We start from the raw sequence: 12,452 nt of genomic DNA, 5'->3' as shown, positions 1-12,452 counted from the left end.
ATGACTTTTTTATTCTGCAATAATAGGGAATTTTAGTTTGCAACTTTCGGGAATACTACTTTGCAATTCCCGGTAATTTTAGTATACAACAAATAATTTTTGTTTTTTATAATCAATTAAATTTTAAAAAGAAAGGAAGAGTATAATGGGTTTGTTTATATGCATTATACAAGGTGTTTAAATGAGTTTATATCTTAAAAAAACAGATTTAAATACTTTATTTATATATTTATTATTAATAATTAGTTTTTTTTCGTATGAACACGGTTTAAAAACTAATTATTACCAACTAATGCTTGTAAGTATTATGTTCTTAGGAGTTATCTTATTATTGATTAATTTAAATGATAATAAAATATTTAGTTTATATGTTAGAAATTTTAAAAAAAGTATTGAAGTTAATATTTTATCGATAACATTAGTTTTTGTAACTTTAATATCATCAATAAAATATGGAATGGTTACATTCCCAGGATTAGTTAAAGTGCTTGGTACAATACTTAGTTTATATATATTTTATCTTTTTATACCCATAATAATATATAACGACTTAGATAATAAAATAAAAAAATTGGTTAATATTACAACTTTTTTTTCTTTAATAGCAATTTTTATAGCTATTAAAGGTGATTTTTTGGGTTATACACTACGTTATCAAAGGAGTGCTTCAATTTTTTTTGATCCAAATTATTTCGGTACAATTGCTTCTATTGGATTTATTTTATCAATTAATCATAGAGGCAAATATAAAATCTATGCATTGATTAATTTGTTAGCTCTATATTTTAGTGGATCTCGTGCAGCAATGATTGCGTTATTTTTTGTTATGTTAACTTTCTTTTTATACAACCAAAAAATAAATTTTAAGGTTATTTTAAAACTCTTACTATTGGTGTTAAGTATTGTCTTTTTAATATTATTTTTATGGAATAAGGACTTTTTTAGAATATATCAAGGTTTGAATTCAAGAGATAAATTGTGGATAGCTTCATTTAAAATGATAAGTAACGAACCAATATGGGGATATGGTTATGGTACACTAACAAAATTACTTAATTCATATGGGTTTCAATGGGCTAGTTTTCATAATTCTTATTTAGATTATATAACAATGTATGGTATACCGACTTGGATTATTTACATGTTGATAATTTTCAAAGCTACCCTTTTGGGAATTAAGAATAAAATACCTAAAGAAATAACTGAGTCTATAATATTTCTGTTAATTGTTGCTAACTCAATATCTATAAACCTAGGTGGTTTAGGAGCATTGTCTTTATTATTGACCTTATTTTTAGGACTAAGTAATATATCGTCTTATAGAGATGCCTATGAACTTAATATAAAAAAACAAAAAAACTGTTAGAATAAAAGGTGGAGTTATGATTAAAATAATATTTATGAGAAGTAAAAATGCTTTTCTTCCAGAAATTGATGCTTATATAGATTATTTTAATAAATTTAAAAGATTCAAAGCTTATGACTCTTCAAAGTTGAAAAAAGTTAAATTAGAAACTTTTGATGTAATATGGGAATTTAAAGGCTTGGGAGGAGTTAGGACAAATAAAAATCAAATATTGGTTCACGAATATCCATCTTTATCAACAGGCAAATTTCCAAAACTTAAAAATTATATTAAATCGAAAATTAATCCTAAACCTGATATTAGAATATTTTTGAATAAAACTGTAAGAGAAGGATTTAATTTTAATGATGGAATAGAATTTTGTTATAGAGATATGGGAATTGATGATTTATTTACATCACAAATTAAGAATGATAAAGAATATGATTTTGTTTATATGGGTTCAATTTCTAAAGAAAGAGAAATTGATAAGTTTTTGAAAGTATTTACTAAAAAAAATAATGGGAAGTTATGCTTAATAGGTAATTTAGATACAAAAATTTATAATAAGTATAAAAAAAATGATAACTTAATTTTCACTGGAAAAGTTCCATATTTAAAAGTACCCCAAATTGCCTCTAAAGCAAGATATGGTATTAATTATATACCGGATAAGTATCCGTTTAATATACAAACTTCTACCAAAATTTTAGAATATTTAGCTTTGGGATTAAAAGTTGTAACTACAGATTACAAGTGGATAAGGGATTTTGAAGAAAAACATAAAAGTTCTTTCTATAAATTAGATTATAATAATTTAAAGTTTAACAAAGAAAATATAGAAAAGCATGAATTTGTCTCAAATTTTAATCCACAAGATTATTTTTGGGATAATTTGATCGAGAATTCTAATATTAAAAATAAAATATTAAGTTTAATTAATAAAAAATTGAGGTAGCCTCACTAATCTTGGACAGGCTTTAATATGATTTGTTTAACACAAATTAGCAGTAAATTTAATTCCTGAAACTAAGTTATTCAGTATCTTAGGGCTTAGTGATGACCTACAATTTCTCTGGTAAATACATCAATGATTCAAACATATATACCTACTGACCAATATTATCTATGTACGTCTGGACCATGTCCATCTCTTTGATTTATTCTTCTTTTTCTTTAATTTTGGCTTCCTGATCAGTAACAGAATCACCACTGAGCTTAATCATATCACTATCTAAAAATTCTTTTTTCAAAAGGTAGATGGAGATGTAGATGACACCACATTCATCAGGGTCATATCGTTTAGGCATTTGCTTTTACCCCTTATAATTATTATAAAATGTTAAATTGGTATCTGTCCAATATTCTTAGGAGGCGTTACAAAATCTTAATAATAATTGTCTAAGATTAGGGGGTTAATTTAAGAATTTTACACTAAAAATATAAAATATTTTACTAGATTAAAAAATGATAGAAAATCAAATTGGTTTTTATAGAACTTCATTTAATTCTAGTCCAAAATGAAAAGAGGATTAATAAAATGAAAAAAGTCCTTTTTACGGCGACAGTTATGGATCATATTAAAGCATTTCATATACCGTATATAAATTGGTTATCTAAAAATAATTATAAAGTTGATGTGGCATGTAGTAGAGCTGAGAAACTAACGAATATTCATAAGGTATACAAACTTTCTATAACTCGATCTCCTTATAGGTTAAAAAATTTGAAGGCTTTTTATGAACTAAAAGAAATAATTAATACTAATAACTACGATATAATACATTGTCACACACCAATGGCATCAGTTTTAACAAGACTAGTGGCTATAAAAAACAAAGAAAGGGATACAAAAATAATTTATACCGCTCATGGATTTCATTTCTTTAAAGGCTCCCCTCTTAAAAATTGGCTATTATATTATCCAATAGAGAAAATTTTATCTAATTTCACTGATGTTTTAATAACCATAAATAAAGAAGATTATCATTTAGCAAAAGAAAATTTTAAAGCAGATAAAATAGAATATATAAATGGAATTGGATTAAATACAGAATTTTTTAAAGAAACTAAAGTTAATAAAAAATTGAAAATGGACGAATTAAAAATTCCTGAGAGAAAAAGAATTCTTTTGTCTATAGGTGAACTTAACAAAAATAAGAATCATGCAAGTGTTATTAAGGCTCTCAGTAATATAGATAATAATGATTTTTACTATATTATTTGTGGAAAAGGAAAATTAAAAAATTATTTATTAAATTTAATAAAAGAACTTAATCTAAAGGATAAAGTTAAATTGTTAGGTTATAGAAATGATATTAATGAAATTTTACAAATTAGTGATATATATATACACCCATCTTTTAGAGAAGGTCTACCGGTTTCAGTAATGGAAGCTATGGCCTCCGGCTTGCCTGTTATAGCTTCAGAAATTCGAGGTAATATAGATTTAATTGAAGAGGATGATTATTTGATAAATCCATCTAACATTGAAGAAATTAGTTCTATTATTAATGATTTACTCAAAAAAGATAGAAATAGTCTTAAGAAAATTGGTTCTTGCAATATAGAAAAGATTAAAAAATATGATATAAAAAACACTCTGAAAGAAATGGTAAAGATTTACAAAGAAAATTCTTAGATTAATAATTTGAGGTGGGAATAATATGAAATTAAAACAAACAATTTTTATTATAGCAAGATTGATAGGTGATGTCATTTTTGTTAATCTAGCTTTTTTGCTAGCATTTAAGTTGCGTTTTACTGGGGGAATACCATCTCAAAATTATAATGCTTTTTTAAATATAATCCCATATGTCTCTATCTTTTCTGTTCTCCTATTTCAAATGTATAACCTTTACAGCAATCAGTTAAAAAGAAGGATAGATGAGGTTTTCTATACTTTTATCCCAGCAACATTTATTATAGTCCTCTTTACAGGTACAGTAACATATCTAACTCATTCTTTGGCCTTTCCGCGCTCTGTTTATTTGATTTCTTTTCCTACACTTTTTTTGACAATGATTGCCTGGCGTTATTTAACTATAGCCTTGGAGCGCCTTATTTCTAAAAAGGAAGAAATTATTATTGTTGGCCGGGGAGAAAACACAGCTAAGTTGATAAAAAATATAGTTCATACCATGCATAAGAGCTATAATATAAAAGATGTAATAATTGATAATCCAGATTATCTTAAAGATCTTGATCATGTAGAATTTAATTTATATACTGATTTTAATAATTTAGAAGAAAAATTAATGGGAATGGATGCAGACATAGTATTTGTCGCCTCAAATTTAAATGGAGAAGAAAAAAAGGGTGCCTTTTATGCTGCGTTAGAGAAAGACTGGGAGGTTTCTCTAGTACCTGAATTCTATGAGATTATGCTTTCTGGTTCCAGGTTGGAACAAATTGGAGAAATGCCTGTATTTGAGATAGTACCACCTCACAATTCTATTGGCTTTTTCTTTAAAAGATTAACAGATATATTATTAGCTTCAATTGGTCTTCTTTTAAGTCTGCCTTTAACTCTTCCAGCTGCTATCGCTATAAAGCTCGAAAGTAGAGGCCCTTTATTCTTCACTCAGGAGCGGGTAAGCCGCATGGGAGAAGAATTTGATGTCTATAAATTCAGAACAATGGTTAATAATGCAGAAAAAAAGACAGGACCTGTACTGGCAAAAAAAAATGATAGCAGGGTAACTAAGGTAGGTAAAATTTTAAGGAAGACCAGAATAGATGAAATACCACAGCTTATTAATGTTTTAAAAGGTGATATGAGCATAGTGGGTCCCAGGCCAGAACGGCCACACTTTGTAGGTCAGTTTGAAAAAGAAATACCCCATTACAAATACCGTCATTTTATTAAAACTGGTATTACTGGCTTAGCCCAGGTATATGGTTTCTATGATACTGATGCTGAAGATAAACTAAGAATGGATCTGTTATATGCCAATAAGCGGTCTTTTGTCTTTGACTTAAAGATATTATTGGAAACCTTAAAGGTTATTTTTATGGGGCATAAAGCAAATTAAGAAGAAATAATTAAATCAGATATTAATTACCCGGTGCTATTATTTTGCAACAGCGGGTGTTTTATTATTCGGATAAAGGGAGTTGAATGTTCATGGAAGTATTAGTAACAGGTGGAGCGGGGTTTATTGGCTCCAATATAGTAGATGGCTTAATTGAAGAAGGCCATAAAGTAATAGTGGTTGATAATCTAAGCTCAGGTAAAAAAGAGAATTTAAATGAAAAGGCTGAATTTTATCAGCTGGATATTAGTGATCAGGAATTGGAGAAAGTTTTTGAGGAAAATAATATTACACATGTAATTCATCATGCAGCTCAGATAGATGTCCAGCATTCAATCAAAGATCCTCTCTTTGATGCTCAAAATAATATTTTAGGAACAATTAAAGTTTTAGAGATGTCTAGAGAATACGAAGTTGAGAAAATTGTTTATGCCTCTTCTGCTGCTGTTTATGGAGAACCTGATTATTTACCTATAGATGAAGAACACCCGATAAAAGCGATGTCACCATATGGAATTAGTAAACATACACCAGAACATTACATAAAGATGTACAATGAGCTTTATGATCTGAAATATACTATCTTCCGCTACGCCAATGTTTATGGACCTCGTCAGGATCCTAAAGGTGAAGGTGGAGTTGTTTCTATCTTTGTCGATAAGATGTTGGCTAAAGATAGACCAGTTATTTTTGGAGATGGTCAACAAACTAGAGATTTTATTCATGTCTATGATATAGTAAAAGCTAACCTTCTTGCTTTGGAAACAGGAGATAATACCCTGGTTAATATCAGTACTGAAAGCAGAGATAGTGTTAATGATCTAGTAGAATATTTAAATTTAATTCTACCATATAATTTAAAAGCTATTTATGAAGAGGCACGCAAAGGGGATATATTGCATTCTTCCCTGGCCAACGGAAAAGCTAAAGAACTTTTAGATTGGACTCCTGATTATGATTTTAAAGCAGGGTTGGAACAAACAGTAGAGTATTACTCAAAATAAAGGAAGTATGATAATGAGATATTTAAAAGATAAGTTTCAAGAACAAGGATATTTAACCAGAGATCAGTTAAAAGAATATGCTAAAAATAATGGAATCAGCTATGATTTAGTAAAAAAAGTATTATCTGATCTGGGAATAAAAATTTATGATATTAAGCCGAAAGGTGAAGTCAAATCGACTTCAGGTGAATATGAGAAGTGTGTTTTGTGCGGCAAAAAAACTGATGTTAAAGTAAGTGAAAAAGTGGATAACAGAGAACATTATGTAACAGGAGTAGGTCAGTTATGCAAGGAATGTTATGAAGAACTATAGAATTAAAATGAGGTTAATAATATAAAGTTATTTGATTAATGCCAGACTTTCTTTAATACTTAGTCTGGCAAATTACTCTTATATTAACTGTAAATTATGATCCAACCTTTTAATCCCAATATTTTAAATAAACCTATAGTTATTTAGTTAATTTCTATTCCATTTCGGCCAATGTATTGCAATCATTAAATGTTCTAATCTTTTTGTTATTTCTACAGCAGCTAAATCATTACCAACTATTATAATTTCAATATCTGCGTTTTTAATATTTTGTTTTAATTTTTTCCCTGAATTATAACTTCTAGCACTTTCTGATTTTCTTGTATAATCACTTAATCTTTTTCTAAATCCTCCATTATCATACTCTGTAGCTCTACCAATATAAACAACTTTTTTATCTAAAATAATCTTATATATACCAATATTTTTATTGTATTTAGAAAAGTCGATATTTTTATATTCACCAATTTCAATCCATTGTTCTTGCCACTCTTCAAAAGTTTTATTTCCAATTTTGATTGTGTTCATTTTAAATATCCTTTCTAAATTAATATTTTTCATCCAGCTTCTTCATATCATTCTCCAGCTCCTCATCAACCAGATGGGTATAGATCATAGTCGTTTGAATACTGCTGTGCCCTAAAGTTTTCTGTACCTTCCGTAAATCATTAGTCATCCTATATAATTCCGTAGCAAAGGTATGTCTTAACACATGAGGGCTTACCTTCTTCTGTAGATAAGTTTCCTCTAATTCATTTCCTTCCTCATCTCTATACTTTTTTTCAACTTCTTCCTGAATACTAGCTTTTTTGGCATATCTATAAACCATTTTTCTTACATTAGCTTCATTTAGTTGATTTCCTGTTAAAGTAGTAAAAACTAAATTGCTTTCATTCCTCAAATTCTTTTCAGTTAAAATTTTTTGTTGTCTTTCTCTCCACTTCCCCAATTGGTTCAAAGTTTTTTCTCCCAGCCAGAGATTTCTATCTTTTCTTCCCTTACCTTCGACAACTGATAATTTAGCAGCAGGAAAATTTATATTACTCCATTTTAGATTTAAAGTTTCTGCTAATCTTAATCCAGCTTTCAGCATTAACCTGATCATAGTTTTATTTCTCAATGCAGTTGGATATCTTTCATTGAAAATTCCTAATAATTTTTTCTGTTCTTCCTCGCTCAGCACTTCAGGTATTCTTCTTCCTCTTTTTGGCATTTTTAAAGTTTCAACTCCTTTTCACTCTATTTTGTATAAAATAGTGTTATATTCACACCTTGATTTTAGTTTATCACCTTTAACTCAGATTGGCAAGAAATTCGTGTTATATTCACAGAATGTTTAGGGTTAGGTGTAGGAGATAAAACTTATTTTCATAAAATAGTAATTTACTTTAAATTTATTTTGAATTTTTCTAAAATAAAAGAAGGATTTTTTTAATCAGTATAGAAATAAGTTAATAGAGCTTTGAGGGAACGTTACCGCAGATTGGAGTGATTCTATATGGCTGTAACAATAAAGGATATTGCAAAAGAAGCAGGAGTTTCAAAATCTACTGTTTCTAGAGCTTTAAATAATAAACCAAGAATAGATGAAAAAACTAAAAAAAGAATTTTAGAAACTGCAAAAAAAATGAACTATCGTCATAATAAATTAGCTACAAGTTTGAGATCAAACAAGTCAATGGTAGTTGGAGTTATTTTTCCTGGTTTTACTACAAGTCATTTTTATGCTGAAATATTTAATGGGATAGAAGATTATTGTGTAAACGAAGAATATGGAGTTTTAATAGGAAGTTCTGATAGCGATACAGAAAAAGAAGAAAAAATAATTCAATTATTAGAAGAGAGAAAAGTTGATGGTATGATAATTGCTCCAACTATTGGAGTTAATATTGATTATTATAAACACTTACAAAAAGATAATATTCCATTTGTTTTTATTGATAAATATTTACCTGAAATAAAAACAGATATTATTAAGGTGAACAATACTGATGGAGCTTATAAAGCAACAAACTATTTGATTGAAAAGGGACATAAAAAAATTGTGTTTATGAGCGGACCTGAATATCCATGTATGTCAATAAAAGAACGTTATCAAGGATATAAAAAAGCAATCTTAAATAATGGACTGGAATTTTCGAAATTGATTAAAGCAGAGAAATATGTTTTTAATCAAAGAAAAAGTGGTTATGAAGCAATGAAAAAATTTTTAAAGAAAGATATAAATTTCTCTGCAATTTTAGCAGTAAATGATAGTATAGCAATTGGTGCAATGAGGGCTTTAAGGGAAGCAAACATAAAAATACCAGATGAAGTTGCTCTAATTGGGTTTAATGATGATGATATTTTAAAATATCTTCAAAAACCACTAACTACTGTTAAAGTTCCTAAATATCAAATGGGATTTAAAGCTGCAGAATTGTTAATAAGTAAAATTAAAGGAAATGATATAAATGAAACTATTGTATTGGATACAGATTTAGTGGTTAGAAATACAAGCTAATTTTATTTGCGGGAACGATACCGCAAATTTTGAAATAATATTTTGAGGTGGTGATAAATGTATAATAATTAAGATTTAGTATTTTGGGTTTTATTAGTTTGCTTATTATAATGATTTTAAAAAATTAGGGGGAATTAAAATGCGTAAAATATTAATCATAACTTTATCATTAATGTTGATGTTTTCTTTTGGAGTTTATGCACAAGATAATTTAGTTACATCTGAACAAATCGGAGATAATGAGGCCTCTATTGAATTAAGCTGGGCTGCTTTACCTTACTATTCTTTATCCAATCCTTATGAAGATAGAGAAAATGTGTTAAAAGATTCAGCTTTACGTTTTGCTAAAAGAAATCCAGATGTCAAAATTAATCCTCAAGTATTAACTGGAGATATTTCAGGACAGATGTTAAAACTACTACAGCAAGAGTCAGCTGGTAATATCCCTGATGTTGCTCAAATTGACTCATTTTACTTACCTATTTTTAAAGATAAACTAGAACCACTAAATGAATTTTTGACTGAAAAAGAAATTAATGATCTTGTTCCCTTTGCTAAAGAGGGCATGTTAGATAATGACGGTAATGTTAAAGCATTATGGTTTACTACTGATGTTAGAATGTTATATTATAGAAAGGATCTTATTGATACACCACCTAATAATTGGGATGAGTTAATTGAAGTAGCTAAAGAAGTGACAGCTGATAACAATATGGAAGGCTTCCTTTTTTCAGCTGGAAGAGGTGAAGCGACAACAATTTGTAACTTACCATATTTCTGGGCTCAAGGAGGTAAGTTAATAAACGAAAACGGAAAACCTGTTTTTAATGAAGGTGAAAACAGAGAATATATGATCAATGTATTTGAATATATTAAAAGATTAGTTGACTCAGGAGTTACACCTAGAAGGGTAACAAATATTACTTTAGAAGCTGATATTAATGGTGATGTAATTGGTAATAATGTCGCAATGTTTATTGGGGGTAACTGGCAGATAAATCAGTTAGCGGAAAATATGGGAAGAGAAGAATTTAATAAAAAATGGGATATTGCTCCTATACCTCAGATCAGTAGTGATTTAGAGGCAACTGCTGTTGGTGGCTGGACATGGGGGATAACTACAGAAGATCCTGATAAAAAAGCTGCTGCAATGAGATTCCTTGATGAAATGTATTTTGGTAAAGAAGGAATGAAAGAATGGACCAAAGTTGGAGGATACTTACCTACTCGAAACAGTATTTACAATGAATATACTTATTATTCCGATAATCCCTGGATGGACAAAATTCAAAGTATTATGGAAAATGGCCATGTAAGACCTGGTTATCCCATTTATACTAATCTGTCAACTGAATTCCAGGTTGCTCTTGCTGATGTAATTGATGGAAATAAAACTCCAGAAGAAGCAGTAGATTCAATGTGGAATAATGTTATGGCTGAATATGAAGAGATGAATTAGAAAGCTTATCAAATAATATAATAGCCCTGAGAGATCGGGGCTATTATAAAACTTGGGGTGAAATTAGATGAAAGAAAGAAACTTTTATAAATACATAACTCCTTTATTATTAATGTTAATACTTTTTTACCTATTTCCGATTGTAGAAGTCTTTAGATATAGTTTAACAGATATTAGATTAGATAAAGAAATTTATTCTTATGGAATTTCAGCATATCAATATGTATTATCTAATCCCAATTTTTGGGAAATGTTAAAAATCACTATAATTTTTGTATTTGCAAGTATGTTTTTGCAATTATTTTTTGGTTTGATAATAGCTACTCTAATTGATGAAGGGGAAAGAAGAAATCTTAAAGGAACATTGGTAGTTAGATTGATTGTGCTTATGGCCTGGGTAATACCAGGGGTTATTATTGGTGTTATCTGGAACTTGTTTTTATCAGAAGCCAATTATGGTATTTTAAATTATTTTATTCAATTGTTATTTAATACAAAGATATCATTTTTATCAAGTCAGGACTTAGCTCTATATTCAGTAATTATTGCAAATGTTTGGAGGGGAACTGCATTTTCCATGATAATTTTATATGGTGGTCTGAAGCAAATATCAGAAGAGTTATATGAAGCAGCCAGTATTGATGGTGCGTCCACTTTGGATAAATTCTTTAAAATCACTATACCCCAATTAAAGCCTGTAATTTTTATAAACATGGTTTTAATAACAATTTATACTTTTAATACATTTGATATGATTATGGCTTTGACAGGAGGCGGTCCAGGTAGATCAACTGAGGTAATTTCTTTAAACATCTATAATACCGTATTTGGACATTTAGAACTTGGCAGAGGTAGTGTGCTGGCAGTTATATTATTTTTCATAAACCTTTCCATTACTTTATTTTATTATAATTTTGTAATCAGTGAAGAATAAATAAAAAGGGGGTTAATTATTATGGTTCGAGATAAATTGAAAGATTATATTCTATATCTGAGTTATGCAGTAATTTCAATGCTATTTTTATTCCCATTACTATGGACTCTTTCAATTTCACTGAAAGAAATTAGTGAAATTTTCAGTTATCCACCTAAATTACTGCCAGAAACTTTTAAATTAGATAATTATGTACAGATTATAAACAACAGTAAAATATTAACTTTTATTTATAATTCAATAAAAATATCCTTTTTTACAGTAGTAGGGACCCTAGCAGTTACAATACCGGGGGCTTTTGCTTTTTCTAGATTCAGATTTAAATTTAAGAAACCGATATTATTTGGATTGCTAATTTTCCAAATGATGTCACCACTAATAATAGCAATACCACTTTATAACTATTTTAATATGATTGGTTTGTTAGATACACATCTCGGAATTATTTTTGTATATGTTGCAATTCAAATTCCATTTACTACCTGGCTTCTTAAGGGATCAATTGATTCTGTTCCTGCCAGCATAGATGATGCTGCTAGAATTGATGGGTGCAGCAATTTTCAACTTTTAACCAGGGTTTTAATACCTATAATCTTGCCGGGAATCAGTACAGCAATAATATTTAATGCGATACAGAGTTGGGCTCAATTTATAATTCCTTTTATACTGCTGGATAATTTAAACTTATTTCCTGTATCCTTGGGAATATATAATTATCAGGCAAGTGGAGAAGCTATTACAATTCATTTGACCGCTGCAGCCAGTATTTTTGCAACAATACCGACTATTATAATGTTTATTTTATTACAAAGATTCATTGTTAGCGCTTTAACAGCTGGTGCTGTTAAAGGATAATCAAT

At 28.7% G+C, this 12,452-nt stretch carries 13 protein-coding genes; 10 read left to right on the top strand and 3 right to left on the bottom strand.

What is annotated here, in order from left to right; translation table 11 throughout:
* Nucleotides 1-331: 331 nt before the first annotated feature.
* Nucleotides 332-1,366 carry an O-antigen ligase family protein gene (locus tag C8C76_RS11185; protein WP_181248208.1) on the top strand — a complete coding sequence of 345 codons (1,035 nt, stop codon included), beginning with the start codon at nucleotides 332-334 and terminating at the stop codon, nucleotides 1,364-1,366.
* A 16-nt stretch (nucleotides 1,367-1,382) separates the two neighbouring features.
* On the top strand, nucleotides 1,383-2,303 hold the full coding sequence (locus tag C8C76_RS11180; RefSeq protein ID WP_108141687.1) for a glycosyltransferase: 921 nt from the start codon (nucleotides 1,383-1,385) through the stop codon (nucleotides 2,301-2,303).
* 202 nt (nucleotides 2,304-2,505) lie between these two features.
* On the opposite strand, the gene C8C76_RS15170 is transcribed toward C8C76_RS11180, so the two are convergent.
* Entirely contained in the window at nucleotides 2,506-2,655 is a 150-nt protein-coding gene (locus tag C8C76_RS15170) for a hypothetical protein (protein WP_181248207.1), read from the bottom strand.
* A gap of 230 nt (nucleotides 2,656-2,885) precedes the next feature.
* Here C8C76_RS15170 and C8C76_RS11175 point away from each other — a divergent pair, with 230 nt between their 5' ends.
* From C8C76_RS11175 to C8C76_RS11160, 4 genes are all read left to right on the top strand, one after another.
* Nucleotides 2,886-3,986, top strand: a complete 1,101-nt coding sequence (locus C8C76_RS11175) for a glycosyltransferase family 4 protein (RefSeq protein ID WP_108141685.1) — start codon at nucleotides 2,886-2,888, stop codon at nucleotides 3,984-3,986.
* 25 nt (nucleotides 3,987-4,011) lie between these two features.
* A complete protein-coding gene (locus C8C76_RS11170) occupies nucleotides 4,012-5,379 on the top strand; it encodes a sugar transferase (protein WP_108141683.1) in 1,368 nt (455 codons plus the stop codon).
* A 92-nt stretch (nucleotides 5,380-5,471) separates the two neighbouring features.
* Complete coding sequence (locus tag C8C76_RS11165) at nucleotides 5,472-6,383, top strand: SDR family oxidoreductase (protein WP_108141681.1); 912 nt, start codon at nucleotides 5,472-5,474, stop codon at nucleotides 6,381-6,383.
* A 13-nt stretch (nucleotides 6,384-6,396) separates the two neighbouring features.
* Nucleotides 6,397-6,696 (top strand): hypothetical protein, encoded by a 300-nt coding sequence (locus C8C76_RS11160; protein ID WP_108141679.1) that lies wholly within the window; start codon nucleotides 6,397-6,399, stop codon nucleotides 6,694-6,696.
* A 147-nt stretch (nucleotides 6,697-6,843) separates the two neighbouring features.
* Here the strand turns inward: C8C76_RS11160 and C8C76_RS11155 are convergent, their stop codons facing one another.
* Nucleotides 6,844-7,257: a hypothetical protein gene (locus tag C8C76_RS11155; RefSeq protein WP_108141677.1), complete on the bottom strand. Its 414-nt coding sequence runs from the start codon at nucleotides 7,255-7,257 to the stop codon at nucleotides 6,844-6,846.
* A complete protein-coding gene (locus C8C76_RS11150; RefSeq protein WP_108141675.1) occupies nucleotides 7,244-7,909 on the bottom strand; it encodes a tyrosine-type recombinase/integrase in 666 nt (221 codons plus the stop codon). Before C8C76_RS11150 ends, C8C76_RS11155 begins: the two co-directional genes overlap by 14 nt.
* Nucleotides 7,910-8,194: 285 nt before the next feature.
* On the opposite strand from C8C76_RS11150, the gene C8C76_RS11145 reads away from it, so the two are divergent.
* From C8C76_RS11145 to C8C76_RS11130, 4 genes are all read left to right on the top strand, one after another.
* Nucleotides 8,195-9,199, top strand: a complete 1,005-nt coding sequence (locus C8C76_RS11145; protein ID WP_108141673.1) for a LacI family DNA-binding transcriptional regulator — start codon at nucleotides 8,195-8,197, stop codon at nucleotides 9,197-9,199.
* A gap of 139 nt (nucleotides 9,200-9,338) precedes the next feature.
* A complete protein-coding gene (locus tag C8C76_RS11140; RefSeq protein ID WP_108141671.1) occupies nucleotides 9,339-10,658 on the top strand; it encodes an extracellular solute-binding protein in 1,320 nt (439 codons plus the stop codon).
* 67 nt (nucleotides 10,659-10,725) lie between these two features.
* A complete protein-coding gene (locus C8C76_RS11135; protein WP_108141669.1) occupies nucleotides 10,726-11,592 on the top strand; it encodes a carbohydrate ABC transporter permease in 867 nt (288 codons plus the stop codon).
* Nucleotides 11,593-11,628: 36 nt separating this feature from the next.
* Nucleotides 11,629-12,447, top strand: coding sequence for a carbohydrate ABC transporter permease (locus tag C8C76_RS11130; RefSeq protein WP_181248206.1), 819 nt, complete (start codon nucleotides 11,629-11,631; stop codon nucleotides 12,445-12,447).
* Nucleotides 12,448-12,452 lie beyond the last annotated feature (5 nt).

The organism is Halanaerobium saccharolyticum, from assembly GCF_003053565.1.
Lineage (GTDB): Bacteria > Bacillota > Halanaerobiia > Halanaerobiales > Halanaerobiaceae > Halanaerobium > Halanaerobium saccharolyticum_B.
This window is presented reverse-complemented; position numbering and strand designations above follow the sequence as displayed.

What these genes read in the sequence shown, in the direction of transcription:
- C8C76_RS11170 (WP_108141683.1), top strand. Translation starts at nt 4,012, where the DNA reads ATGAAATTAAAACAAACAATTTTTATTATAGCAAGATTGATAGGTGAT.
- C8C76_RS11155 (WP_108141677.1), bottom strand. Translation starts at nt 7,257, where the DNA reads ATGAAAAATATTAATTTAGAAAGGATATTTAAAATGAACACAATCAAA.
- C8C76_RS11160 (WP_108141679.1), top strand. Translation starts at nt 6,397, where the DNA reads ATGAGATATTTAAAAGATAAGTTTCAAGAACAAGGATATTTAACCAGA.
- C8C76_RS11135 (WP_108141669.1), top strand. Translation starts at nt 10,726, where the DNA reads ATGAAAGAAAGAAACTTTTATAAATACATAACTCCTTTATTATTAATG.
- C8C76_RS11140 (WP_108141671.1), top strand. Translation starts at nt 9,339, where the DNA reads ATGCGTAAAATATTAATCATAACTTTATCATTAATGTTGATGTTTTCT.
- C8C76_RS15170 (WP_181248207.1), bottom strand. Translation starts at nt 2,655, where the DNA reads ATGCCTAAACGATATGACCCTGATGAATGTGGTGTCATCTACATCTCC.
- C8C76_RS11145 (WP_108141673.1), top strand. Translation starts at nt 8,195, where the DNA reads ATGGCTGTAACAATAAAGGATATTGCAAAAGAAGCAGGAGTTTCAAAA.
- C8C76_RS11180 (WP_108141687.1), top strand. Translation starts at nt 1,383, where the DNA reads ATGATTAAAATAATATTTATGAGAAGTAAAAATGCTTTTCTTCCAGAA.
- C8C76_RS11150 (WP_108141675.1), bottom strand. Translation starts at nt 7,909, where the DNA reads ATGCCAAAAAGAGGAAGAAGAATACCTGAAGTGCTGAGCGAGGAAGAA.
- C8C76_RS11165 (WP_108141681.1), top strand. Translation starts at nt 5,472, where the DNA reads ATGGAAGTATTAGTAACAGGTGGAGCGGGGTTTATTGGCTCCAATATA.
- C8C76_RS11175 (WP_108141685.1), top strand. Translation starts at nt 2,886, where the DNA reads ATGAAAAAAGTCCTTTTTACGGCGACAGTTATGGATCATATTAAAGCA.